Source organism: Paenibacillus sp. FSL H7-0735 (assembly GCF_038008505.1).
GTDB lineage: Bacteria > Bacillota > Bacilli > Paenibacillales > Paenibacillaceae > Paenibacillus_AQ > Paenibacillus_AQ odorifer.
In genome coordinates this window covers 1,353,118-1,377,841 of the sequence record NZ_JBBOZH010000001.1, presented here as the reverse complement: position 1 = coordinate 1,377,841, position 24,724 = coordinate 1,353,118, and the positions used below count along the sequence as shown (strand labels likewise).

The window sequence follows — 24,724 nt, the reverse complement described above, 5'->3', positions numbered from 1 at the left end:
GGAGGATTACATGATGGCCAAACGCCGAGTCGCCTTTTATCTAATGACTATACCGGCATTGCTTCTTTTCTTTGCCTTTCACACCTTTCCTGCACTGCAGGGTATTTATTATTCGTTCACTAACTGGGACGGCTTCAGTGACAGCTTTGATTACGTAGGATTCAAGAACTTCATTAACATTTTTCAAGACGAAAATGTGCTGAATTCATATGTGTTCACTTTTAAATATGCCATCTTAACAACTATTCTCATCAACATCATTAGTTTGTTGATTGCGCTTGGACTTAACACCAAGATTAAAGCCAAAAACTTTTTCCGCGGTGTATATTTCCTGCCTAATATCCTCAGCGTGCTGATTGTCGGCTTTATTTTCAACTATTTGTTCGCAAATGTATTCCCTATCTGGGGCGAGAAGCTTGGCAGCGAATTCCTTTCGCAGAACATTCTCGGCAACTCCGATTGGGCCTGGATCGGTATCGTCATTGTAGCCGTCTGGCAGGGAATTGCTTATAACACGATTCTCTATCTGGCAGGTCTACAGACGATTCCGCAAGATCTTTACGAAGCCTCCAATCTGGACGGCGCTAGCCGCTGGAGAGAATTCTGGAGCATTACTTTTCCAATGCTTGCTTCCTTCTTCACGATCAACATGGTGCTGGCGATGAAGGGCGGCTTAATGGTATTCGACCAAATCGTAGCCTTGACAGGTGGGGGACCCGGACGTTCAACACAATCCATTGCCCACTTAATCTATACAGGCGGCTTCCAAGGCGGAGAATTTGCCTATCAATCGGCGAACGCCGTGATTTATTTTATCGTGATCGTTGTGATCTCCGCCCTTCAGCTTAAATTTCTGCAGAAACGGGAGATGGACTTATGATCAAAAAATCAAGCAACTGGCCTGCAACGATTCTTATCGCGCTAGGCTCACTACTGATCCTTTTTCCGCTGTACATGACTATTGCTATCGCGTTAAAGAATCCCGAGGAAATGGCTCAATCCATCTTTTCACTGCCGACTGGCCTGCATTTTGAGAATTTCGCCAATGCCATTAAGGCAACTAATTTCTTCAACGCCTTGGGAAATAGCGCCATGATCACAATAACATCAGTAGTGTTCATCTTGCTTACCAACTCCATGGTAGCCTACGCGATTGCCCGCAATATGAACCGAAAATTCTTCAAAGCGCTCTACTTTTACTTTATCAGCGCAATGTTTATTCCTTTCCAGATTATTATGCTGCCTGTGGTCAAAGTGACAACGGATCTGCATATGAACAACATTTTGGGTCTTATTATTCTATACATTGTTTATGGCTTGGCTTTTAACGTGTTTGTATACACTGGCTATATCCGCTCTATTCCGTATGAGCTAGAGGAAGCTGCCACAGTAGATGGTGCAACGACATTCGGAACGTTCTGGAAGATTATCTTCCCACTTCTTGCTCCGGTCAGTGCAACAATTGGTATTCTCTCTTGTCTGTCGACTTGGAACGACTTTATGCTGCCGCTGATTCTGCTCGGTGATCAGGATTCATACACACTTCCGCTTGTACAGTATGTCTTCCAAGGTCAATTCAGCACAGATTTCAACTTAGCCTTTGCTTCGTATCTGCTCGCTTTATCCCCGATGCTCGTGGTCTATTTGTTCGCGCAAAAATGGATTATAAGTGGACTAACATCAGGGTCCATTAAATAACTAAGATTTATATAGAGAGATAGGAGAGTTATACATGGATAAGAAATGGTGGAAAGAAAGCGTAGTTTATCAAATCTACCCCCGCAGCTTCAAAGACAGTAACGGGGACGGCATCGGTGATCTGCAGGGCATTATCTCGAAACTCGATTATTTAAATCAGCTTGGCGTCGACGTAGTCTGGTTATGCCCGGTATACGAGTCGCCAAACGACGATAACGGCTATGATATCAGTAACTATCAAAGTATTATGGATGATTTCGGAACACTCTCTGATTGGGAGGTACTGCTAGCTGGACTTCATAGCCGCGGCATGAAGCTGATTATGGATCTCGTGGTCAACCACTCCTCTGATGAGCACGCTTGGTTCGTGGAGTCCCGCAAATCGCAGGATAATCCTTATCGTGATTATTATATCTGGCGGCCGGGCCAGGACGGACAGACGCCTAACGACTGGGGCTCCTTCTTCAGCGGTTCGGCTTGGGAATTCGATGAGAAGTCGGAGGAATATTACCTCCATCTCTTCTCGAGAAAGCAACCCGACCTGAATTGGGATAATCCTAAGCTGCGCCAGGAAGTCTACGATATGATGACCTGGTGGCTGGACAAGGGCATTGACGGATTCCGCATGGATGTAATCAACTTGATTTCCAAAGTACCGGAATTACCTAGCGTTGCCCCAGAAAATAACGGAGAGCAGCCTACGTACCACTTCGGAGGAGACTATTTCGTTAACGGACCACGCGTACATGAGTATATGCAGGAAATGAACCGTGAGGTCCTGTCCAAGTACGATATTATGACAGTGGGCGAAGCCGTTAATGTCACTCCCGAGGAGGCTTCCTTGTACGTTTCCGAGGATCGCAATGAGCTTAACATGGTATTCCATTTCGAGCTCATGGACGTCGATTCCGGACCTGGAGGTAAATGGAATGTGCAGCCTTGGAAGCTGGCGGACATCAAGTCCATCATTTCCAAATGGCAAGTCGCGCTGGACGGTAAAGGTTGGAACAGTCTGTATATGAACAACCACGATCAGCCGCGTATGTTATCCCGCTTCGGAGATGATAAGTTATATCCGAAAGAGTCTGCCAAGATGCTCGCAACACTGCTGCACACGCTCCAAGGCACACCTTACATCTATCAAGGCGAAGAAATCGGCATGACGAATGTACAGTTTGATTCCATCAACGATTACAAAGATATTGAAATCTTGAATATGTATAAAGAATACTTGGCTGCCGGACATTCGGAAGAAGCTATCATGAACTCCATTTACATTAAAGGCCGGGACAATGGCCGTACGCCAATGCAATGGAACGCCGAGCCGCAGGCAGGCTTCACGACGGGCTCTCCTTGGCTAGCCGTAAATCCTAATTACAAGGAAATTAATGTGGAGCAGGCGCTGGCTGATCCTGATTCTATTTTTTACTATTATAAGAGACTTATTGAGCTGCGCAAGCAGCATGAAATTATCGTATATGGTAGCTATACGATATTGGCTGAAGAGAACGAACAAATCTATGCTTATCTGCGTACTCTTGGAGAAGAACAGCTACTGGTTGTATTGAATTTCTTCGGAGAGCCTGCGACCTTCGAGCTTCCTCCCACTGTGAAATTTCAAACGAAGGAACTGCTTATTGCCAACTACGAGGTAAATCCAGAAGAAGAACTAAATACAATTCAGCTTCGCCCTTATGAAGCTCGTGTGTATAAGCTTAAATAATTACCCCCTTGCATGGAAACAACAAAAAGGAGCCTCATGGCTCCTTTTTACTTTCCTCCAACAGCTACCGGATTGACCTGTACCTGTCCCGCGTTCAATTTCTCAATAATCGCCAGTAAGAAGGTTTCGGCTAGGCTGTTCTTTTTAATCGCTCTGGCGGCTTCTTCCAAGGTAAACCATTCAGCATGATCAACCTCAGTACTCACCTGGCTCAAGTCCTCCGAATCTGCAACACCTATAAAATTCAGCATTAGCGTATTGGATGGTGCGAAGTACAAGCTGCGCATATATTCATAAGCGACAATATCAAGTCCTACCTCTTCTTTTACCTCACGTACGAGAGTCGTTTCCGCATCTTCACCTTTGTTCACGTATCCTGCGAGTAATATGTAGTCTGGCCGATTATATTGCTGAATTAATAAAATCTTGTTTTTCTCCCTGTTTAATACTGCTGTACTAATCGCCGTGCTGAAAATAGGGAATCGGAACATTTCACATGCATTACAATAAGGTACCTGCCCTTCCCCATCGGCTTCTTTCATTACTAACGCAGTCCCACATTCCAGGCAATACTTCAAACTGATCGCTTCCTTCTATTCTAAGTTAGCCTAATTCTACTCCAATTGAGGAGGAATCCGGTGATACGTAGCTTGTTCAAACCCGTATGCTAAGGCTATGAGCGTAGGCTCGCTATAAGCTTTTCCGGAAAAAACAACACCAAAAGGCCCCCTGGTCGAATCCCCATCCGCATCAATAATGCCTTGAGATACATATCCCGCCGGAACGGTAACTAATGGATAACCTAAGCGTGCGGCAATATACATGCCATCTACATCGCCAGGCAGCAATAACGCGTCTAAACTATATTGTTCCAACACATAATCTATTCCTTGCTCAAGCGCTAATTCCTTGTATTCTTGTCTCTTCTCTTCATAGACCTCTTCAGTTAATGTTATTTCTTCTGATCTTGTCAGAGTGTCTTGTCCATATTGCAAGGCAATCTCAGCATGTCTTTCATTATAGGCTATCAATTCCTGCAAAGAGTGAATCGGAACGGATTCATCTACTTGTGCTAAATACTGGTTGAGCCCTTTTTTAAATTCATAACAAATCACATCATTATTCCAATTCTGTTGTTCAACATGTACTGTGACAGGATCTATAATGGTAGCCCCTTCATTCTTCAAGGTCAAGATAGCTGCTTCCATAATTGCAAGCCTCTCAGTGTCTAAATGCTTATAATAATGCCGTGGAATACCTATTCTTGCTTGTCGTATAAAGCTTTTATCTAAACTTGAAGTATAGTCTGTATAAGCGTATTTTTTGCTTGAAAATGTTGCTGAATCGTTGGCGTCCACTCCGGTTAATGCCCCTAAAATAATTGCCGCATCTGTAACCGTTCTAGCTATAGGGCCAGGGGTATCCTGACTTACTGAAATGGGAATGACTCCAGTACGGCTGACTAATCCCACCGTAGGTTTGATTCCGACAAGAGCATGTTGGCTGGCTGGACCGATAATAGATCCTGCGGTTTCCGTTCCGATCGCTGCTGCTGCCAGATTCGCTGCTACGGCTGCCGCAGGCCCAGAGCTGGAACCACTGACAAATACCGTCCCAGGTCCATACGGATTCAGTACAAGCCCTCCCCGCGAGCTATATCCCGCAGGCATTGTACTAGACATAAAATTAGACCATTCCGACATATTCGCCTTCCCAAGTAAAATAGCCCCCGCCAATCGAAGCTTGGCCGCTACAAATGAATCTTTTGCCGCAATTGATCCAGCTAAAGCTACAGAACCGGCACTTGTATGCATCTTATCCGCGGTGTCTATATTATCCTTCAATACAATAGGAATACCGTGCAGGCTCCCCCGGCTCCCTTTTTCTGCTCGTTCTTTATCGAGTGCTCGCGCGATTTGTATAGTCTCTGGATTTATTTCTAAAATAGAGTTTATGTCTGTATCGTATTTATGGATCCGCTCCAAATATACTTGAACTATATCCTCTGAGGTAATTAAACCTGCTTCCAGAGCCTCTTGCATTTTAATTATATCCGCCTCAATAATCCATTCCTGAAGTTTATTCTTCATACGAATAACTCCTTCCAAAAAAAATAAAATTGCCTCTAGTATAAACCTACCACAAAATTTCACCTCAATAATATGGAGAGTTTAACTATAGTTATATTCAGCTATTTGACTCCCTCGGCTACAGATGATAGGGTATTTTCGAAGTTAAATTTTTCCGGGAGGGAACACCCATGACGGAAGTAAAGCTTAGCATCGGATACGACGAATTCGAAGAAGGTCAAAGAATTGGCAAAGCAATTGAGAAGTTAAGCAGCAGCGCTGAAAGTGCGTCACTAACCAGCCTAATTATTGGTGATTGGGGGCAAGCCTACGAGAATAGCTCCGATGAGGTTGTGGATGCGCTGGTTACGCATAGTGCAAGCTTCCCTGCTTTACGCAAGCTTTTTATTGGTGAGATGGGTTATGAGGAGTGCGAGATTTCTTGGATTACCCAAAGCGATCTATCACCGCTGTTGCCTGCCTTTCCAGAATTACAATCACTCACCATTCAAGGTGGAAATGAGCTAAGCCTCTCAGAGCTAAAACATGACAAGTTAGAAAAGCTAATTATTATTACTGGTGGCTTGAGTAAAACCGTGCTTGAAAATATTGCAGCCAGCCAATTGCCGAATTTGCGTAAGCTGGAACTATATCTTGGCGTAGATAACTACGGCTTTGACGGAAGCCTCGCAGATATTCTACCTCTTTTAGAAGTAGGAAAGTTCCCTAAACTTACCTATCTGGGATTAAAAAATAGCGAAATACAAGATGAAATCGCCGGTGCAGTAGCAAATGCTCCAATTCTGGATCAGTTGGATACGCTAGATCTGTCTCTAGGTACCCTCAGCGACGAGGGGGCTGAGTTGCTTCTAGCCAGCGAGAGAATCAAGGGACTAAAGGCATTGAACCTAAGCCATCATTATATGTCTGACGAGATGATCAGCCGCTGGCAAAAGAGTGGATTGCCTGTCGATGTCAGCGACAAGCAGGAAAGCGATGATGAGGAAGACTGGCGTTATCCTTCCATCACAGAATGAGCCCCTCATGCGGCCGATGATCGTTATTGGTATTCCCGGAGATAAACGAACTAGCGGCATTCAGCAAGCGCGTTCCGATCTCGGAATGCCACCCGCCATCATTTTATCGTATGCTGAGTTCCTGCAAGGTCAATCGTTAGGTGATCTGCTGGAAGTGCAGAAGCAGCAGTTATCCAGCCAGCCGGCTGTTTATAACGGAATAGATCTCAGTGCGGCTCCCCCGCTGCTGAGATTGGAATCGCCTGGAAGCAGCTTTGAGGTAGAACGTGCCTTAATCGCTCTTGGCGCACCTGATGCCGTTGATGTTGACGATTCGCTGCATCCCTACGCTGAAAGACCTGATCCGCGCCCACTCCGTGTGAAGGTAGCTCATCAATTGAAGGAGATGCAGGGTGTCCTGCATCATCCTTCGCAATGGTTCCGCGGTTATTGCCGCATGCTGGCTAGACTACAGCGCGAAGCCAAAGAGGTTTGTCCAGGTTCGCTATGGTTAAATGACCCCGCAGACATTGCGGCCATGACCGATAAACGTCGGACACAACAGATTCTAAGTGAGGCAGGCATCACTATTCCTCGTCCATTAGGCGTGGAACAGCAGCCTACGGACTATGCCTCTCTCCGTGAGATGATGATATCCCGGCGAATGCACCGGGTATTCATCAAGCTAGCCTTCGGCTCTGCCGCTTCCGGGGTGATCGCCTATCAGCTCCATCCCGTTACAGGTGCCGAAGTTGCCTTAACTACAGTAGGGGTCGAGAATTACATCACCCGACCGCCCATTTACTATAATTCCGGTAAACTGCGGCGGTACACAGATGCCGCCACGATCTCCGGCATTATTAACTGGATTTATCGGCATGGTGGTTATGCCGAGCAATGGATTCCTAAGATCGGCCATAACGGCAAATCCTTCGATATCCGCCAGCTCGTGGTTCTTCGCGAAGCCTGTCATGCAATTGCTCGTGTAAGTTCCACCCCAATTACGAATCTGCATTTACGCAGCCAGCGGATGTCTCCTTCGGAAGCCGGTCTATCAGAATTCATACAGGAGCAGGTACGAAATACCGCGTTGCAAGCGCTGGCGGCATTTCCCCGTTCTGGAGTTGCCGGGATAGACGTGCTGATATCTGGAGGATCGCAGCAGTGTTTTGTCGCCGATGTTAATCCTTTTGGCGATTTGCTGTACGATGTGAAATACCGTGGCTGCAGCACCTACGAATGGGAAATGAAGGTATTAACCGCCAGAGACTATATTACTCATCCCTCAACACCGCTTATAAAGGAAGGATCCTCTTAATGGATATGAACACTATCGTTGGCACCCATGACATTCTAATGATCACACTCGATACCCTTCGATACGATGCAGCTACTATGGAGGAAGCGAACTGCCCGAACCTGTGCGGAACGGGATCCTGGGAGAAAAGACATACTCCCGGCAGCTTTACTTATGCGGCCCATCACGCTTTTTTCGGCGGCTTCTTGCCTACTCCAGCTACAACGGATAAAACCGAGCATATCCGCATGTTCCATTCCCGAAATACCGGAATGAAGACGCATCCTCATACATGGCTGTTCGATACGCCGGATATCGTGTCAGGACTTGCTGCTGAGGGCTATCGTACGGTTTGTATTGGAGGCGTTATTTTTTTCACCAAAAAAAATCCACTCGCTCGTGTGTTGCCAAGCTATTTCCAGCAAAGCTACTGGCGGATGACCTTCGGTGTGACCAATCCGCGTTCCACAGAGCATCAGGTGAACCATGCCTTGAAGCTGCTAAGAGATACTCCTAGCGAGCAAAGATTGTTTATGTTCCTCAACGTCTCTGCCATTCACGGACCAAATCATTTTTTTGTACCTGGTGCTAAAAAAGACTCCGTAGACAGCCAGCGCGCCGCTCTTCGTTATGTGGACGGTGAACTGGGCCGGTTGTTCGATGCGTTCCGGGAACGCGGCAATCCGGTCTTCTGCCTGGCTTTTTCAGATCATGGAACCGCTTATGGCGAAGACGGCTATCAGGGGCATCGCCTTGCCCACGAGACGGTCTGGAACGTCCCTTATCGGGAATTTATTTTATAATATTTATACCAAGGAAAGGATGGAGAACTGATATGACGTTATCGTCCTTCTCTTTAGAAGAGCTTCACAAGTGGAAAGACAGCATTACTGCTCACCCTTACCGTTCTTATCTGTATTCCTATCCACACAAAACGGCTTACAGGGATTTGCAGCCTCCGATGCCGCTAGAAACACTCTGGCGTGATGAGCCTGCGGAATCTTTCTTTCTATATATGCATATTCCATTTTGTGGCGCACGCTGCGGATTCTGCAACCTATTTACCCTGCCTGATAAACGCGCTAATGTTCATGCCACATACGTGGATGCACTGGAACGCCAAGCAAAGCAATGGGCGGAATTCACCAGACATAAACCTTATGCGCGCTTTGCGATCGGCGGCGGAACTCCCACCCTGCTGGCAGCAGATCAGCTCCGCCGCTTGTTCCACATTGCCGTTGATACGATGGGACTGGATACAAATACAGCCTCCATCTCAGTGGAAACTTCACCGGAGACGATTACCGAAGAGAAGTTGAATATTCTAAAAGAATATACGGTGGATCGGGTCAGCATGGGCATCCAAAGTTTTGTCGCTGCTGAATCGGCGGCCATCTATCGCCCACAAAATCCGGATGAGGTGTATCGGGCACTAGAGCTGCTGGGGAAATATGATTTTCCCATATTAAATTTAGATCTGATCTACGGGCTTCCGGGGCAGACGGTCGACTCTTGGCTATATTCGCTCAATCAAGCGATCAGCTTTGAGCCAGAGGAAATTTTCATCTATCCGCTCTACACCCGAGAGCATACGATTGTGAAGCCTGGTGATATCCAGCGTCAGGACGATATTCGCCTAGATTGCTACAAAGCCGCTGGGCAGCTGCTTAGAGCGAGAGGATATCGCCAATACTCCATGCGTCGTTTCGCCAAGGAAGACGCAGGAACAGCTAAACCCATTCTCGATTATAGCTGCCAAGAAGAAGGAATGGTCGGCTTGGGCTGCGGAGCCAGATCCTACACCCGCCATGTGCATTACGCTTCCCGCTATGGGGTAAGCCGTAAAGCAACCGAGAGCATTATTGCTGATTACGTTGCGACGGATCGTTACGATACTGCGGATTACGGAATTGTGCTGAGTCTTGAAGAACAGAAACGCCGCTTTATTCTGAAGGCGATTCTACATAGCGAAGGGCTGAAGCTTGAAGATTACAGCCAGCGTTTCGGTCAATCGCTCTGGAACGATTATCCTGAGCTGTCCAACCTGCTTCATTCCGGTCTTGGGCAGGAGGAAGATGGCATCCTGCGTCTTACCACCGAAGGGATGGGTTACTCTGATTCGATTGGGGATTGGTTTATTTCTGGGGAGATCCGAGAGCAGATGGAAAGGTTCGTATTGCCATGAATGCGGTCCTCTACTACCGCGGCTCCCTCACGTCCTGCAACTATGATTGCCCCTATTGTCCTTTTGGCAAAACAAGAGACAGCGCAGCTACGCTCGCCAAGGACCGCCAGGGGTTGGAGGCCTTTGTAGCATGGGCGTCTGAGCAAGGTGCGGCAGGTCATCGGCTTTCTATATTTTTTAATCCCTATGGCGAAGGGCTGATTCATCGCTGGTACAAAGAAGCAATGATTGCGCTCTCCAATATGGACCATGTAGAGAAGGTAGCGATTCAGACCAACCTTTCTGCCAACCTGGATTTCATCTCCCAGCTGAATCATAAAAAAGTGGCCTTTTGGGCCACCTACCACCCCGGACAAGTGCGGGAGGATAAATTTCTGGCGCAATGTATGACTTTATACGAGAACGACGTTCCGTTTAGTGTGGGAAGCGTTGGAATACGCAGCGCTTTTTCAGCTATAGCTTCACTTCGCTCTGCATTACCGGAAAACGTGTACCTATGGATCAATGCTTACAAAGATAAACCGGATTATTATACAGCTGAGGATTTTGCCTTCCTTAGCGAGATTGATCCACATTTTTCTGTAAATGCTATGGATTATGAAAGCCTTGGCCAAGCCTGCAATGCAGGAAAAGATGTTTTTTATGTACAGGGCGCTGGGCTTGTGAAACGCTGCTATAAGGACAGAGGTGTCATAGGCAATCTTTACCGTGATGGGCTCGAAGGTCTCTCTGCGGTTAGAAGCTGCCGCATGAAGGTATGCGATTGCTATATCGGTTATATTCATATGCCCGAGCTGAAGCTGCGGAGCATCTATGAAGCTGGACTTTTGGAACGAATCCCTTATGGCGCTATGAACAACTGAATTAAAATTCCAGACAGGGTTTCTTTACTCTCTGTGGAATATGACAAGTAGCCCCCATCTATAGGGGCATAGCAAACACTAAAGTTGGAGGGACAATAACTTATGAACAACATCATTAATTTTGCGCATCGTGGAGCGTCGGCAGTGTGTCCAGAAAATACTATGGCAGCATTCCGCAAAGGTCTTGAGCTGGGTGCAACCGGAATAGAAACTGATGTACAAATGACCAAGGATGGCGGCCTAGTCCTCATTCATGATGAAACTTTAAACCGCACGACAAGCGGAACCGGCTATGTGAAGGATCATACACTCGCAGAACTGCTGGAAGTGGACGCAGGCTCATGGTTCGGACCTGAATTCAAAGATGAGCGCCTTCCATTGCTGGAAGATTTATTAGATCTGTTGCAAGGTAGAGATACCATACTAAATATCGAGCTTAAAAATGGCACTTTTTTATATCCGGGCATGGAGGAAAAAGTGATCGCGGCCGTACGGGATTTCAAGATGAGCGATCGCGTCATTTTTTCGAGCTTCAACCATTATTCACTAGCTTACTGTCAGTCGCTGGCACCGGAGATCAGAACAGGAATTCTCTACGGGGAAGGTCTGTATCGTCCTTGGGATTATGCAGCTACGCTTGGAGCGACCGCGTTGCATGCGTATCATTTTGCGGTACTGCCTGAATTCGTCGAAGAAGCTGCAAAGCATGGCGTCGCCTACCATCCTTGGACCGTTAACGATCCCGAGCGGATGAAATATTTAATTGAAGCTGGTGTATCAGGCATTATTACCGATCATCCAGACCTGTTGGCTGGACTTCTGGCTGACAAGGGAGTGTGATGGTGTGAAAAAAGTCTGGCTGCTCGGATTCGGCTTTTTCAGCATCAGCATTACATGGAGTCTGTATAACGCATTTGTACCTTTTTTCCTCGAAAAATATGTACATAGTGTAGCCCTAATCAGCTTCATGATGACGATTGATAATTACTTCGCCTTATTCTTGCAGCCTTGGATCGGCAATCGGAGTGACCGCACGACCTCGCGTTTTGGACGCAGAATGCCTTATCTTATGATTGGTATGCCCTTCACTGCCGTGCTGACTATGCTGATTCCGTTTCATACCGGACTATTTACACTGCTTTTATTTATGATGCTGATGAATTTAGCCATGAGTTTATACCGTTCCCCTACCGTCGCTCTCATGCCCGACATAACACCTGAAGAGCAGCGTACAAAGGCTAACGGATTAATTAATTTCATGGGTGGATTCGGATCAATTCTGGCTTTCGGCGTGGGTTCGATCCTCTATAAATCAAATCCTGCGCTGCCGTTTCTCGTTGCTGGACTGATTACCCTGTTATGTCTGTTTATCGTATCGCGCTTCATCAAAGAAAAACGGGATGGTGTGAATAAAAGCCCTACGCTTCTATCCGATACAGCGGGGAGCCCTTCTGCGACAATAGTTAGGCCTTCCAGAATCTCCTTTCGCGGCCAGCTTGATCGTACTACAGTCTTTCTACTGGCAGCGATCTTCTTCTGGTTTGTAGCTTATCAAGGGGTCGAAACCTTATTCACGTTGTATGGCAAAAACCATCTGGGCCTCAGTGAACAAGCAGCCTCCTTCTCCCTTACCTTTTTCTCCCTTGCCTTTGTGCTGTTCGCTATTCCGAGCGGTTGGCTGGGTGGGCGATTCGGGAAAAAGAAGATCATTATCGTCGGCGTATGTGGCCTGATGACGGTCTTTGCGCTTGTTGGGTTTGCACAGGACCTGCTGGTGCTTCGAGCGTTGCTCCTGACAGGAGGAATCTTCTGGGCTTGTATCAACATCAACTCTTATCCTTATGTTGTTGCTACGGGGACTGAGGAAAGTATTGGTACTCGAACAGGGATGTATTATTTGGTCTCTTCACTGGCAGCGATCAGCTCGCCTCCTTTGCTGGGGCTAATGATTGATATTTTTGATTACTCCATCCTGTTCTATGTAGCAGCGATTAGTATGGCGGTTGCCCTGCTCTGCCTTTTCTTGATGAAGGGACGCAAGCAAGTACCCCACAAGTTTCACACACCGGGAGCCTAAAAAAGCGTCAGCCTTAGACATCTATTTATGTCCAAGGCTGACGCTTATATTTTACATTTAACAAACTAATTTTTAAAAACTGAATAACGACCTGTCCCGAGCTGTTTGGCGGTGTACATCGCTGTATCTGCCTCATGCAGTAGCCTGAAATGATCCACCTTGCCATGACTAATGCTGATGCCTATGCTCGCAGATACAAAGAGGTTGTGCTCTCCCAGCTGATAATGTCTGGTCGTCTTCTCCAGAATCTGCACCGCTAACTGCTCCGCTTCCTTCTGATTGCAGCCTTTAGCTACGATCACAAATTCATCACCGCCTATGCGGAAAATATGGCGTTTTCTTTTGCTGGAGAATTGACTTAACCTTCCTCCCACCTCTTGCAGCAGTAAATCGCCCACATGATGTCCTAAGCTGTCATTAATTGATTTGAAACGGTTCAAATCCATAAACAATACGGCTAGTTGCTCATTTACTTTGCAGCGATCCCAAAAGTGATCCATTCCATTCTTGTTTAACAGCCCCGTTAAGCCATCCTTATAGGCAAGTTCCTTAAGCTGCTCTCTTTCCGCCAAAACAAGGTTCAGCCGTGTAAGCAAAAACATTAAAACAGCTATCGTAAGCGCGTATATCAATAACGGAGTGAAAATCCCCCCATTGACCTCTAGAGTTTCTTCTAAGGATTTTTTGCCTAGCTGATGCATTGCCCACAATCCAACGACGATAGTTATTATGGAAAGGCCCGTATAAACCGCTCTTTGTTTTGGTTCCTTACTAGCAACATCCCGGTAAAATCTCAATACTAAATAACCTACAACCCCTGCGATGATAATGGACATTAACGTTTGTAAATAAATCTGAACCTCTACCACCTTTAATTCGCACATCCTTCTGAACTACAAATAATTAGCTTACTGTACTGCGATACCAATATATAAAAAAGCTCTGAACATTATCTGAACACTTACTCTTTCTCCAAATGCCGCGCACAATTATATAACTCGCAGTCCCAGGAGCCATCCGATTCGGATTTTGTTATTCGCGTAATTGACGTATTGTTCAATAATACTGTGCCGTCCAGTTCTGGAAGTAGTCTTCTAAGGCTACTGCGTAAAATCGCACCATGGCTAACGATCAGAATATGACTGCCTGGATGTCTCGCCGCAATTTCTTCAATCACTTCGCTGCCTCTGAGCTCGCTGGCTTCTGGAGTTTCCAAACCCAAATCTAACGTCTTCCAATCGGTTCCCCAGCGTTCAATCCGCTCTTGCTGCGTAGTTCCTTCAATAAGTCCCGCATACATCTCTCGAATGCCCGGCGCTAAACCCGTGATCTCAAGGCCTAATCTTTCTGCAATAACCTCTGCCGTTTGCCGCGCTCTGAGTAAATCGCTTGAATATATGTAATCCCATTGTTCTGTGCTCAGACGTTCAGCCAGTAGTTGTGCCTGTTGCAGACCTTCAGCATCCAATGAATTATCCGTATGCCCTTGCACTCTGCCTTCTTTATTCCACGCGGTACTTCCATGGCGAATTAAACCTATTGTAGTCATAAAAATCTCCTTTTAGCTAATGAGTCTAGTGGCAGTTGTGATACTGGTTGTAGTGCTAGTTATAGTGCTAGTTATAGTGCTAGTTATAATGCTAATTTCAGTGCTACTTCAGTGCTAATATAAATAATATAATCTATATTCTATCAGATTCACCCTATGAACATTTTAAAATAAAGGTTATCCAAGTTTTTGAACATGAGGTATAATAAACCTTGTCGTTTTTTACAACAGCTACAAGATAAGGAGTAATTGTTTATGATGAAAAAGCTAGGGTCCACTTTGTTTCTTACCTTCTTACTGCTCATTCCACTTGTCGCCACTTGCCCTTCCACTGTTGGTGCAACACCGGTTCCTAAAAACACCGTCTATGTGGACAAGAATAACCATTCATACATACCACTGCGTCTATTAAATAGCTTCACTGGTATACAATCTGTATGGAATCCTAACGAAAAACGTATAAGCATTACGAATGCAGACACAACCATAACGCTTACATTAGGTCAAACCGCTGCGCTCGTCAATGAAAAGTCGGTTACACTAACTGATCTTGCTTTCAGTGATAACGGCACGGTATATATTCCGTTGTCTTTTATCAGCACAACACTTGGCATTCAATTAACTTGGGATAAGGAAGCCTCTTCATTAACCCTTAAGAGTAATGATATTGCAACCACTGTTCCTGTACAGTCCGGCGCACTAATCAAAGCGGATTCTTCACCAGTTGTCAGCGCTAGTAAAACCTTCAAGGTTGGCGGCAGATCCTTCAAAGCCCAGACGGTTACAGTATCCCTGCTGCATCCTAAGGTGAAACTTGATGTCGTACTGGCTGGAAATACGGTCGGAAAAGTGGAGGACCTAAGCAGTCTGGCTAAACGTAATAATGCCGTAGTTGCGATTAACGGAACGTTTTTTGATGCCTATACAAAAGGAGCATACAAAGCTCCATACGGTTACATTGTCAGCGGTGGAAAAATGCTTAAAAATAGCTCCGGGGATCGCCGGACGATTTTTACCTATGACAGCAACCATCTAGCGTCACTGATTCCTGGGCTGGATTTCACAAGCCGCTTCGCTTCCGGCTCCATGGAAGGAGCTCTTCAAGCCGGTCCGCGTCTTCTTGTGAACGGCAAGGTATCCCTTAATGTCGCGGCAGAAGGCTTCAAGGATCCGAAAATCTTGACCGGCGGCGGAGCCCGCAGCGCGCTCGGATTAACACGCGACCATAAGCTCATTCTGCTGACCACTGGTGGAGCCACCATCCCACAGCTGGCAGAAATGATGAAGCAAGCTGGAGCGTATCAAGCCATGAATCTGGATGGTGGTGCATCCAGCGGGCTCTACTACAACGGCAAATATCTCACGTCCCCTGGGCGTCAGATCAGCAATGCAATTGTAGTCAAATATCAATAAAATCTCTTGGCCAGACGGCTACTAAGAATATATGATTCTATTGTACAAAGTGTAATCAGAGGCAGTTTGCAGCGCATAATTGCTATAGCGGTATGATTGCTGTACGACGTTTGAAACTACTGTGCAGCATATGATTGCCGAGCTCAAACCCAAAAATCCCCTTGACGACTTACCCATCAAGGGGATTTTTCATAGTACGTTGCCAGTTTAGGTACTGCTGACAGATCCAGTGTTGGGGGCAGCCGGTGCAACTTAATCTGTGTGACCTGAATATTCCCACACCTGCAACCAAACTTCAGTAGTAAAGCCCAATTTCTCGTAGAAAGGCTGCATCGAACCTACGTAAACTTTACTAGCTCCGAGTTGTTTTAAACGGTTAAATCCTTCGTGTAGGACCGCCCGTCCCAGTCCCAGCTTTCGATAATTAATGGATGTGCCTACAGGCTCCAGAATACCAATTCTATTGCTGCTGTCCCAAAAAATATTACAAAAGGAAACCACTTCGCCCGCGTCATTCACAACGCTAAGATCGAGCTGCGGATTATAACTTGGAGCGTTACTCATATTCCCATAATGCAGCAGCGTGAGTTCTGCCTCCACCGTTTCTGCATAGTCGAAGGCCATAATATGTCCGAGCGCTTTTGCAGTAACCTCGATCTCATCTCCGCTGCAAATTCTGAATCCAGAGGGGAGCTCCACAGGAAATTCCTTATCCAATCGCAAGGAGTTTACGCTTTCCTTACCACCCGTTAAATGGTACCCCCTCTTACGAGCAACCTCCGCCGCAAAAGTCATATTCTCCGGTATTGGCACATACAGCTCTACGTAACCACCGTTCTCTTCCTCAGCTTTTTGTTCAGCAAAAGCGAACATTTCTTCAAGTAATTTTTCCGGAGGATTCATCTCAGCACACTGAAAATAGAACCCATCGTCCCTGCACACTACAGCTGCAAGCTCTCCATCCTCATACTCCCATAAGCCTACTTTTTGTTCCCATTGCTCCAGCGTTCCACTTCTCGTCTCCTGAAAAAAAACAACGAATTCCCAGCGGTCTATAAGCCAGGTATTTGGAGTCTTTAGCTTACTATAACTTTGTATAAGAAAATGACGTACCTTTAGCAGATCTTCTGAACGGTAGCTTCTAAAATTAATGTTCATTTTCCGCGCCCCTCTCTTTAATTTCATATTAAGGGGGATGCAAAATGAAGCATATATCATAATTAGTTATTATTATTTTATACTACCGAATATGATCCGTACGTTCACAAAACAAACATTTCTTGAGTGAAAATTATGAGCTCCACACATCCGTTAACTGCATTTAGTGCAACTATTCCTCAGAATGGTCCTTTAAAAGATAGTTAGTTGTATTTCGTGCAGTTAAATTTCTGGTTTTTCTTTAAATGTACCGAATTCACCCTGTTTAGTTGCACAGAGTGCAATTAAATGGCTTCTAATGAGTATCTACGCAGAAATAAGTGTACAAAGTGCAATTAGAGAAAGTTTTGGAGTTCGCGATCTTCTTCCGGAGGAAATAGTCACTGATCAAGTATTTTCAAGCGATAATTATGAGCTCCACACATCCGTTAACTGCATTTAGTGCAACTATTCCTCAGAATGCTCCTTCAAAAGTTAGTTTAGTTGTATTTCGTGCAGTTAAATTTCTGGTTTTCCTTTAATTGCACTGTATTCACCCTTTTTAGCTGCACTAAGTGCAACTAAACGGCTTCTAATGACCAACAACGCAGAAATAAGTGTACAAAGTGCAATTAGAGAAAGTTTTGGAGTTCGCGATCTTCTTCCGGAGGAAATAGTCACTGATCAAGTATTTTCAAGCGATAATTATGAGCTCCACACATCCGTTAACTGCATTTAGTGCAACTATTTCCTCAGAATGGTCCTTTAAAAGATAGTTAGTTGTATTTCGTGCAGTTAAATTTCTGGTTTTTCTTTAAATGTACCGAATTCACCCTGTTTAGTTGCACGAAGTGCAATTAAATGGCTTCTAATGAGTATCTACGCAGAAATAAGTGTACAAAGTGCAATTAGAGAAAGTTTTGGAGTTCGCGATCTTCTTCCGGAGGAAATAGTCACTGATCAAGTATTTTCAAGCGATAATTATGAGCTCCACACATCCGTTAACTGCATTTAGTGCAACTATTTCCTCAGAATGCTCCTTTAAAAGATAGTTAGTTGTATTTCGTGCAGTTAAATTTCTGGTTTTCCTTTAAATGTACCGAATTCACCCTGTTTAGTTGCACAGAGTGCAATTAAATGGCTTCTAGGGACTATCTACTCAGAAATAAGTGTACAAAGTGCAATTAGAGTAAGTTTGTTGAGTGGGCGATCTTCTTCTGGAGGAAATAGTCACTGATCAAGCATTTTCAAGCGATATATGAGCTCCACGCATCCGTTAACTGCATTTAGTGCAACTATTCCTCAGAATGCTCATTCAAAAGTTAGTTTAGTTGTATTTCGTGCAGTTAAATTTCCGGTTTTCCTTTAATTGCACCGAATTCACCCTTTTTAGTTGCACGAAGTGCAATTAAATGGCTTCTATGGACTATCTACGCAGAAATAAGTGTACAAAGTGCAATTAAGTCTGGATAAGCCGCTTGAGCTAAATTTGGATTGCATAGATCTAGCTGAGTTAGATTTTAGATCAGTTAGTTTTGGATCGATTAGCGGTAGATCGGTTAAAGTTGGATCAGCTAGAGCTATTCAGCTAGAGCTAGGTCAGCTAAAGCTAGGTCAGCTAGAGCTAGGCCAGCTACAGCTAGGTCAGCTAGGCTAGGTCAGCTACAGCTAGGTCAGCTAGGCTAGGTCAGCTAGGCTAGGTCAGCTAGAGCTAGGCCAGCTACAGCTAGGTCAGCTAGAGCTAGGTCAGCTACAGCTAGGTCAGCTAGGCTAGGTTAGCTAGAGCTAGATCAGCTAGAGCTAGGCCAGCTAGGCTAGGTCAGCTAGACTTAGATCAGCTAAAATTCCCCTTCGGTAAATCTAGCTAGATTCTTACGTTGACCACGAATAAGAGTACTCTTTTTGCATAATTTTCCTTGTCCATGTTACTGTATTACTGAACAAAGGAGTGAAAATATGGAGACAATTCTAATCATAGAGGACGATGCCAAGCTGGCAAGCTTGCTGAGCACGTACCTATCGAAATATGGGTTCCGTACAATTATTGTAGAGGATTTCAACAGGGTGCTGGAGACTTTTAATGAAAGCTCGGCTGACCTTATCTTACTGGACGTCAATCTGCCTAAATATGATGGGTTCTACTGGTGCCGCCAGATCCGTTCCCTCTCACTCTGCCCGATTCTGTTCATTTCTGCACGGGATAGTGGAATGGATCAGGTGATGGCGCTTGAGAATGGCGGGGACGATTATATCACTAAGCCTTTTCACTATGAGGTTGTACTTGCCAAAATCCGCAGCCACATACGTAGAGCATACGGTTCATACTCACAGACTCAAGAAGAGCATAAACTCCAGTCTGGAGGTTTAATCCTCTATCCTGAACGATATGTGATCCAATACGACGGGCACACGAGTGAGCTAACCCAGAAGGAAGCGGTTCTACTGGAAGCTTTACTGCTTAAGGAAGGACGAGTGGTTAACCGGGAGCGTCTGCTCGATCTCATGTGGAAGGATCAGCATTTCATAGATGACAATACATTAAATGTCTACATAACCCGTGTCCGCAAAAAGCTCAAGGATCTCGGTCTTGGTGACATTGTGGAAACCGTAAGAGGCGCTGGCTATCGGCTTAATGTCTCTAAGGATACGCCATGAGACTTTTTTGGAGAGACCAGATCTCACTGATCCTATTCTATCTGCTTCAGATGCTGCTTATCCCTTTGCTGTATTGGCTGTCTGGTGAGAACAGACCTATCTCTATCATGCTTTATGGAATCGCCTTGAGTACCGTAGTTCTACTGCTATATCTAGGCTACCGATACGTTCAGCACCGGAGATTGTATGCAGCATTAAGCGAACCTATGGACATGCTCCAAAAACATCTTGTTTCCTTAGGAGACACTCCTCTTTCAGAAGCTATCCATGAGTTATTGCAGCTTATTGACCGCCAGTATCAAGAGCAAGTGAATGCGCATGCGCGCCAGATGGATCAGCATATCGTATTCATGAATCGCTGGGTTCATCAAATGAAGACCCCGCTCTCTGTAATTCAGCTTACGCTAAAGGATCTTGAAGAGGAGGCTGCCGCAAGTATTCAGGAGGAACTGGAACGTCTGCGCGGAGGGCTGGAGATGGTTATCTACACTTCAAGACTTGACCGATTTGAAAATGATTTTCAAGTTGAACCGTTACTTCTGCGCAAAACCGTTAGTGAGGCGGTAGCCGAAAATCGCAGACTATTCATACGCCGGGGCATAAAAGTAGATATACAGGTGGATGCCAATCTAGCGGTATATAGCGATGCCAAATGGTTAATGTTTATGCTGGCCCAAATCTTAACTAATGCCGTAAACTATACCTCCGGTTCTGGCAAAACCGTTACCCTCTCAGCTCAGCGTGTGGGCACCGACACTATTCTGGATATTACCGATCAAGGGATCGGCATTTCTCCTGAGGATCTGAAGCGGGTCTTTAATCCCTACTTTACGGGTGACCGCGGACGACATTATCATGAATCGACAGGGATGGGGCTGTATCTCGTCCGGGAGATTTGCAACAGGCTCGAACACAAGGTGGATATTCAGTCCCGGCTCGGGGAAGGAACCCGCGTGCGGCTTATTTTTAGCAACAGTGATCATCTACAGAAATAATATTGAGGGGACTTCGTCGTCATTATTCATGGCTTTGAAGCCTCCTTCTTCTTTATAGGTTACTTATCTCTCAACCCATTCTTCACAAGGAGAAAGGCGAACATAACCTTAACTTCTCTGTAAGGAAACCTTAAGGTAAATCCATAGCAGCTAATCTCTCGATCTTATAAATTATATACATAACCCGTTCCCCGAATAAGGCGGATGAAATCATTTTTGTATTGGAAGGAATGAATGATATGAACGTATTGGAAGTCAAAGGACTTCATAAGGTATACCCCGGCAAAATAGTGACCCAAGCCCTCACTGATATTCATCTAAATATTGAAAAAGGTGAATTTGTCGGAATTATGGGACCGTCTGGTAGCGGTAAAACAACACTGCTCAATATGGTATCCACAATCGACCAGCCGTCCTCTGGCGAAGTGAATATCAACGGCAGCAACCCTTATCTTTTGAATAAAAAAGAGCTCGCCCACTTTCGCCGAAAACAACTAGGCTTTGTGTTTCAGGACTTCAACCTGCTTGAGACATTAACCGTCGCCGAGAATATTGTGCTGCCCCTGACTTTGGATAACCGTAAGCTCTCCCAGATGGAGATCTTGCTTCAAAGAGTCGCAGAACGCTTAAACATTACCGATATTCTGAGCAAACGCACCTATGAAATTTCAGGGGGACAACGTCAGCGGACCGCAATTGCCCGGGCGATCATCACCTCTCCTTCGATTATTTTGGCCGATGAACCTACGGGTGCGCTTGACTCCAATTCTTCGCGGATGGTGATGGAATCGCTGGAGGATATTAATCACAAAGAAGGCACCACGCTAATGCTCGTAACACATGATCCACTGGCAGCGAGCTACTGCAACCGAATTGTTTTTATAAAAGACGGCAAACTAGCAGCGGAAATTCATCGGGGCGATAACCGTCAGGCCTTCTTCCAAAAGATTATCGACACACTTTCGTTCTGGGGAGGGAATAGTCATGAACTTTCCTCAATTCGCGTTTAATAATGTACGCCGTAATTCACGCGCTTATTTTGCTTTTTTCTTAAGCAGTGCTTTTATGGTCATGATCTTTTTCTCTTATTCAGTCTTTATTTACCACCCTAGTATTACCAACATCGAGCTGGGTGCGAATTCAGCCTCCGGCATGCAAATTGCTTCTTACATCGTGTTTATCTTTGCGTTCTTTTTCGTTCTATATTCGATTAGCGCATTTCTGAAAATGCGTAATCTGGAGTTCGGCATACTGATGATTTTAGGCGCACGCCCTGGCCAGATCAACAAGCTGATTCTTATAGAAAATATGCTTATCGGACTGCTCTCTATTGTAACAGGTGTGTCTTTCGGCATGCTTTTATCCAAGTTATTTTTGCTGCTAAGCACGACAATTATGGGCATGGAGCCACTGCCCTTTTATTGGCCAATGAAGGCGTTAATGATTACCTCTATCTCTTTCATTTCATTATTTCTGGTCATTTCGATCTTCACATTATTGTTCATTCGTAAGCATCAAGTTCTTGAACTGCTTAAGGGAAATGTTAAACCTAAAAAAGAACCCCGTGTCTCCTTATTGTTCTCATTCTTTGGGCTTCTACTGTTGACCGTCGGCGCTCTCGCGATTCGGAAGCAATTGTCCCCGACCTCACTGTTAGTCGCCGCTGTCACAGGTATCGCTGGAACCTACTTTTTCTACTCTCAGTTATCTGTATTGGGCATTCGCTTACTAAAACTAAGACGCAAGCGGCTGTGGCGCGGAACCAATCTGCTGTGGATTTCTGAGATGAGTTATAAGATTAAAGACAATGCAAGAATGCTCTTCCTTGTAACTGTAGTTACCTCGCTTGCCTGCATGGCATCGGGGATTCTTTTATCGATTAATCAAGCGAACTCAGACCTCTATAAAAAATCCCCATTCGCTGTGAGTTATACGATTTATGATCCGAAGGATGAAGCACCAGATTTAGAGCCCATTCACACTAAATTAAAGAATGCTAAAGTCGAGTACACAGAGAATAAAGTAGAACTAATCTCTGCTTCCATTCAAGGAATCGATAAGGAAAAAATACTTGGAATTGATCTGATCTCCCGCTCACAGTTCAATCAACTGGGCTTACAAATGGATGTGTCCGAGGTTGGGCCCTTGTCTGAAAAAGAAGCTGTATTACTGCTGAACCCACATATGAATTCACAGAATTTTGCTGCTGATCGAGCGATTCATTTGAAGGTTCAGAAAGATGAGGAGCTGATGCTAAAAGAATTACGAACACCAAAGGTGCATCCAGTAGATCCAATGGCCACCTCACTTCTAATCGTAGATGACAACTTATATCATAAGATTTCTACTTCAACAGAGAAGTACACGAGACCTTATGTGAAATATCTATACAAAATCCCTGCATGGGACGGTCCTACACCTAATGACAGCTCAGCTGAAGCTGTTGTCACCAGAGACCTCATCCAATGGAATAAAGCCGCTAACAAGGCTAACCATCAATACAGCGCTATACTGGGATCGCGAGCAGACAGCTATCTATCGACCAAGCAGGGAGCTGCCATGCTTAGCTTTATAGGGATTTTTATCGCTCTGATCTTCTCGCTTTCATCGGCCAGCTTTCTCTTTTTTAAGCTTCATACTGAGCTCAATACAGATAAGCAAATGTATAATGCTTTATCCAAAATCGGTTTAAGCACTAAAGAAATGTCAGCTTCTGCTACCAAACAGATTTCGGTACTTTTCTATATTCCGATTATTATTGCCACCATCCAGACTCTTGTCGTGATTCGTCCGATACTGAAACAGATTAATATCACAAATGTAACTGTGCCCGTGCTTACTACATCAGCTGTATTTCTGGTTGTGCAAACTATCTATTTCCTTATTGCGAGATCACGTTACATTCATAGTCTCAAGAAAATAATGGTGTAACGACATGTCGAAAAGAATCATAACCCTGGATGTACTTCGCGGCTTGGAACTTATGTCAGCACCAAAAGGTTCTCTAGCTGATCATTAGGCAATTTGCTATAGTTAGTGAGCTATTAATTAATGAAGCAAGGAGGTTCTTGATTTATGTCCAAGGCTGATCACATGTTATCCATTCTCTGGATGCTCAAGCAACGGGGAAGAACCGCCGGGGAACTAGCAGAAGCGCTAGAGATCAGTGTCCGCTCTGTCTATCGTTACATCGACGCGTTATGCATCAGTGGCGTACCCATTATCGCGGATAGTGGACCTGGTGGTGGCTATAGCCTTCCGGAACATTTTTCCGAGGCCCCGTTATTCTTTGACTCCGACGAACAGCGTTCCCTCCTGCAAGCCGCCTCCTTTGCGCGGGGAACTGGATATCCTTATGTAGAAGCTCTAGATCAAGCAATCGCCAAACTGAAACGATACAGCAATGCGCAGCAATTAGAACAGATGGAGCGTCATGAGGGCGGGATAGAAACCATCCACTCCCCTGCTGTGCCGCTTCCCCACCTGCTGCAAGAGCTTGAATTAGCGACGGCGAACGGACATACCCTCCAGATGGAATATCGGAAGGGAAACGGGGAGACAATTTCTTCCCGCGCTATTGATCCTTATGGACTTGTACTGTGGAAAGGGCAGTGGTACACCGTTGCTTATTGCCATCAGAGGCAAGGAATTCGGTCTTTCCGAGTCGATAGAATGACTGAACTGAAACGTACAGAAGCTGTGTTTGCCCGTCCTGCTGACTTCTCTGCACGTGATTTTTTGTTAAAAAGCTTGCTGCCAACACCAAATACTCCAGAGAAACTCATAGCAGTAGTCATCGCCGCTGATGAAGGAATCCTTAACGATCTATGTAGTCATTGGCTGTTTGGACATACGCTGGTCCAGCGCATTGACGGACAAGCCCGCTTTCAAGTCGATGAGACCTCCTTACTGACTTATGCGCCTTACTTCTTGTTGCCTTATGGATCAACACTACGAATCCTAGAGCCTTTAGCTCTGAAGCAAAAGCTGTCCGCTATAGCTACCGATCTGGCAGCTTATTATAAAACTTAAAATGATTATTTTAGG

General features: G+C 45.3%; 22 protein-coding genes. 17 read left to right on the top strand and 5 right to left on the bottom strand.

The annotated features are described in order from the left end of the window. The first annotated feature begins 13 nt into the window (after positions 1 to 13). From NSS82_RS06305 to NSS82_RS06295, 3 genes are read left to right on the top strand one after another with little or no spacing between them, the layout of a single operon-like run. Positions 14 to 880 (top strand): carbohydrate ABC transporter permease, encoded by an 867-nt coding sequence (locus tag NSS82_RS06305; RefSeq protein WP_076273328.1) that lies wholly within the window; start codon positions 14 to 16, stop codon positions 878 to 880. Further along, a complete protein-coding gene (locus tag NSS82_RS06300) occupies positions 877 to 1,698 on the top strand; it encodes a carbohydrate ABC transporter permease (protein ID WP_178944256.1) in 822 nt (273 codons plus the stop codon). The genes NSS82_RS06305 and NSS82_RS06300 overlap by 4 nt, the downstream gene beginning before the upstream one ends. A 34-nt stretch (positions 1,699 to 1,732) precedes the next feature. After that, positions 1,733 to 3,421 carry a glycoside hydrolase family 13 protein gene (locus tag NSS82_RS06295; protein WP_076273327.1) on the top strand — a complete coding sequence of 563 codons (1,689 nt, stop codon included), beginning with the start codon at positions 1,733 to 1,735 and terminating at the stop codon, positions 3,419 to 3,421. A gap of 47 nt (positions 3,422 to 3,468) precedes the next feature. On the opposite strand, the gene NSS82_RS06290 is transcribed toward NSS82_RS06295, so the two are convergent. Both NSS82_RS06290 and NSS82_RS06285 read right to left on the bottom strand, forming a co-directional pair. Further along, on the bottom strand, positions 3,469 to 3,999 hold the full coding sequence (locus NSS82_RS06290; RefSeq protein ID WP_076104689.1) for an NAD(+) diphosphatase: 531 nt from the start codon (positions 3,997 to 3,999) through the stop codon (positions 3,469 to 3,471). A 36-nt stretch (positions 4,000 to 4,035) separates the two neighbouring features. After that, entirely contained in the window at positions 4,036 to 5,511 is a 1,476-nt protein-coding gene (locus NSS82_RS06285) for an amidase family protein (protein ID WP_076273326.1), read from the bottom strand. 170 nt (positions 5,512 to 5,681) lie between these two features. On the opposite strand from NSS82_RS06285, the gene NSS82_RS06280 reads away from it, so the two are divergent. The 7 genes from NSS82_RS06280 to NSS82_RS06250 all read left to right on the top strand — a co-directional run bounded on the left by NSS82_RS06280 (position 5,682) and on the right by NSS82_RS06250 (position 12,928). After that, positions 5,682 to 6,527, top strand: a complete 846-nt coding sequence (locus NSS82_RS06280; RefSeq protein WP_038568990.1) for an STM4015 family protein — start codon at positions 5,682 to 5,684, stop codon at positions 6,525 to 6,527. Continuing rightward, positions 6,487 to 7,824 (top strand): STM4014 family protein, encoded by a 1,338-nt coding sequence (locus NSS82_RS06275; protein WP_256718569.1) that lies wholly within the window; start codon positions 6,487 to 6,489, stop codon positions 7,822 to 7,824. Before NSS82_RS06280 ends, NSS82_RS06275 begins: the two co-directional genes overlap by 41 nt. Continuing rightward, positions 7,824 to 8,606: an STM4013/SEN3800 family hydrolase gene (locus NSS82_RS06270; protein WP_076273324.1), complete on the top strand. Its 783-nt coding sequence runs from the start codon at positions 7,824 to 7,826 to the stop codon at positions 8,604 to 8,606. The genes NSS82_RS06275 and NSS82_RS06270 overlap by 1 nt, the downstream gene beginning before the upstream one ends. Positions 8,607 to 8,638: 32 nt before the next feature. Continuing rightward, entirely contained in the window at positions 8,639 to 9,988 is a 1,350-nt protein-coding gene (locus NSS82_RS06265) for an STM4012 family radical SAM protein (RefSeq protein ID WP_076273323.1), read from the top strand. Then, complete coding sequence (locus NSS82_RS06260; protein WP_076273322.1) at positions 9,985 to 10,851, top strand: STM4011 family radical SAM protein; 867 nt, start codon at positions 9,985 to 9,987, stop codon at positions 10,849 to 10,851. The genes NSS82_RS06265 and NSS82_RS06260 overlap by 4 nt, the downstream gene beginning before the upstream one ends. 102 nt (positions 10,852 to 10,953) lie before the next feature. Then, positions 10,954 to 11,691 carry a glycerophosphodiester phosphodiesterase gene (locus NSS82_RS06255; RefSeq protein WP_076104695.1) on the top strand — a complete coding sequence of 246 codons (738 nt, stop codon included), beginning with the start codon at positions 10,954 to 10,956 and terminating at the stop codon, positions 11,689 to 11,691. 4 nt (positions 11,692 to 11,695) lie between these two features. After that, complete coding sequence (locus NSS82_RS06250) at positions 11,696 to 12,928, top strand: SLC45 family MFS transporter (protein WP_076273321.1); 1,233 nt, start codon at positions 11,696 to 11,698, stop codon at positions 12,926 to 12,928. 65 nt (positions 12,929 to 12,993) lie between these two features. Here NSS82_RS06250 and NSS82_RS06245 read toward each other — a convergent pair whose 3' ends face one another. Next, on the bottom strand, positions 12,994 to 13,812 hold the full coding sequence (locus NSS82_RS06245) for a GGDEF domain-containing protein (protein ID WP_081383651.1): 819 nt from the start codon (positions 13,810 to 13,812) through the stop codon (positions 12,994 to 12,996). Between the two features lie 77 nt (positions 13,813 to 13,889). After that, a complete protein-coding gene (locus tag NSS82_RS06240) occupies positions 13,890 to 14,477 on the bottom strand; it encodes a histidine phosphatase family protein (protein WP_076273320.1) in 588 nt (195 codons plus the stop codon). 258 nt (positions 14,478 to 14,735) lie between these two features. Between NSS82_RS06240 and NSS82_RS06235 the strand changes: the two genes are divergently transcribed. Next, positions 14,736 to 15,890, top strand: coding sequence for a phosphodiester glycosidase family protein (locus NSS82_RS06235; RefSeq protein ID WP_076273335.1), 1,155 nt, complete (start codon positions 14,736 to 14,738; stop codon positions 15,888 to 15,890). A gap of 252 nt (positions 15,891 to 16,142) precedes the next feature. On the opposite strand, the gene NSS82_RS06230 is transcribed toward NSS82_RS06235, so the two are convergent. Continuing rightward, the gene (locus NSS82_RS06230; RefSeq protein ID WP_076273319.1) at positions 16,143 to 17,048 is read right to left on the bottom strand and encodes a GNAT family N-acetyltransferase; all 906 of its coding nucleotides are present in this window, start codon (positions 17,046 to 17,048) and stop codon (positions 16,143 to 16,145) included. Positions 17,049 to 18,471: 1,423 nt separating this feature from the next. Between NSS82_RS06230 and NSS82_RS06225 the strand changes: the two genes are divergently transcribed. The 6 genes from NSS82_RS06225 to NSS82_RS06200 all read left to right on the top strand — a co-directional run bounded on the left by NSS82_RS06225 (position 18,472) and on the right by NSS82_RS06200 (position 24,709). Further along, entirely contained in the window at positions 18,472 to 18,684 is a 213-nt protein-coding gene (locus NSS82_RS06225; RefSeq protein WP_141118572.1) for a hypothetical protein, read from the top strand. Positions 18,685 to 18,983: 299 nt separating this feature from the next. Further along, positions 18,984 to 19,682 (top strand): response regulator transcription factor, encoded by a 699-nt coding sequence (locus NSS82_RS06220; RefSeq protein WP_076100491.1) that lies wholly within the window; start codon positions 18,984 to 18,986, stop codon positions 19,680 to 19,682. After that, a complete protein-coding gene (locus NSS82_RS06215; protein WP_036679831.1) occupies positions 19,679 to 20,677 on the top strand; it encodes a sensor histidine kinase in 999 nt (332 codons plus the stop codon). Before NSS82_RS06220 ends, NSS82_RS06215 begins: the two co-directional genes overlap by 4 nt. A 239-nt stretch (positions 20,678 to 20,916) precedes the next feature. Then, complete coding sequence (locus NSS82_RS06210; RefSeq protein WP_036679832.1) at positions 20,917 to 21,687, top strand: ABC transporter ATP-binding protein; 771 nt, start codon at positions 20,917 to 20,919, stop codon at positions 21,685 to 21,687. After that, on the top strand, positions 21,662 to 23,608 hold the full coding sequence (locus NSS82_RS06205; RefSeq protein ID WP_076273485.1) for an FtsX-like permease family protein: 1,947 nt from the start codon (positions 21,662 to 21,664) through the stop codon (positions 23,606 to 23,608). The genes NSS82_RS06210 and NSS82_RS06205 overlap by 26 nt, the downstream gene beginning before the upstream one ends. Positions 23,609 to 23,752: 144 nt before the next feature. Next, a complete protein-coding gene (locus NSS82_RS06200) occupies positions 23,753 to 24,709 on the top strand; it encodes a helix-turn-helix transcriptional regulator (RefSeq protein WP_038568975.1) in 957 nt (318 codons plus the stop codon). Positions 24,710 to 24,724 lie beyond the last annotated feature (15 nt).

Bases quoted from the DNA above. Each gene is read 5' to 3' on its own strand.
- NSS82_RS06270 (WP_076273324.1), top strand. From the start codon at position 7,824: ATGGATATGAACACTATCGTTGGCACCCATGACATTCTAATGATCACA.
- NSS82_RS06280 (WP_038568990.1), top strand. From the start codon at position 5,682: ATGACGGAAGTAAAGCTTAGCATCGGATACGACGAATTCGAAGAAGGT.
- NSS82_RS06285 (WP_076273326.1), bottom strand. From the start codon at position 5,511: ATGAAGAATAAACTTCAGGAATGGATTATTGAGGCGGATATAATTAAA.
- NSS82_RS06200 (WP_038568975.1), top strand. From the start codon at position 23,753: ATGTCCAAGGCTGATCACATGTTATCCATTCTCTGGATGCTCAAGCAA.
- NSS82_RS06275 (WP_256718569.1), top strand. From the start codon at position 6,487: ATGATGAGGAAGACTGGCGTTATCCTTCCATCACAGAATGAGCCCCTC.
- NSS82_RS06210 (WP_036679832.1), top strand. From the start codon at position 20,917: ATGAACGTATTGGAAGTCAAAGGACTTCATAAGGTATACCCCGGCAAA.
- NSS82_RS06230 (WP_076273319.1), bottom strand. From the start codon at position 17,048: ATGAACATTAATTTTAGAAGCTACCGTTCAGAAGATCTGCTAAAGGTA.
- NSS82_RS06295 (WP_076273327.1), top strand. From the start codon at position 1,733: ATGGATAAGAAATGGTGGAAAGAAAGCGTAGTTTATCAAATCTACCCC.
- NSS82_RS06245 (WP_081383651.1), bottom strand. From the start codon at position 13,812: ATGTGCGAATTAAAGGTGGTAGAGGTTCAGATTTATTTACAAACGTTA.
- NSS82_RS06215 (WP_036679831.1), top strand. From the start codon at position 19,679: ATGAGACTTTTTTGGAGAGACCAGATCTCACTGATCCTATTCTATCTG.
- NSS82_RS06235 (WP_076273335.1), top strand. From the start codon at position 14,736: ATGAAAAAGCTAGGGTCCACTTTGTTTCTTACCTTCTTACTGCTCATT.
- NSS82_RS06220 (WP_076100491.1), top strand. From the start codon at position 18,984: ATGGAGACAATTCTAATCATAGAGGACGATGCCAAGCTGGCAAGCTTG.
- NSS82_RS06255 (WP_076104695.1), top strand. From the start codon at position 10,954: ATGAACAACATCATTAATTTTGCGCATCGTGGAGCGTCGGCAGTGTGT.
- NSS82_RS06205 (WP_076273485.1), top strand. From the start codon at position 21,662: ATGAACTTTCCTCAATTCGCGTTTAATAATGTACGCCGTAATTCACGC.
- NSS82_RS06240 (WP_076273320.1), bottom strand. From the start codon at position 14,477: ATGACTACAATAGGTTTAATTCGCCATGGAAGTACCGCGTGGAATAAA.
- NSS82_RS06305 (WP_076273328.1), top strand. From the start codon at position 14: ATGGCCAAACGCCGAGTCGCCTTTTATCTAATGACTATACCGGCATTG.
- NSS82_RS06265 (WP_076273323.1), top strand. From the start codon at position 8,639: ATGACGTTATCGTCCTTCTCTTTAGAAGAGCTTCACAAGTGGAAAGAC.
- NSS82_RS06260 (WP_076273322.1), top strand. From the start codon at position 9,985: ATGAATGCGGTCCTCTACTACCGCGGCTCCCTCACGTCCTGCAACTAT.
- NSS82_RS06300 (WP_178944256.1), top strand. From the start codon at position 877: ATGATCAAAAAATCAAGCAACTGGCCTGCAACGATTCTTATCGCGCTA.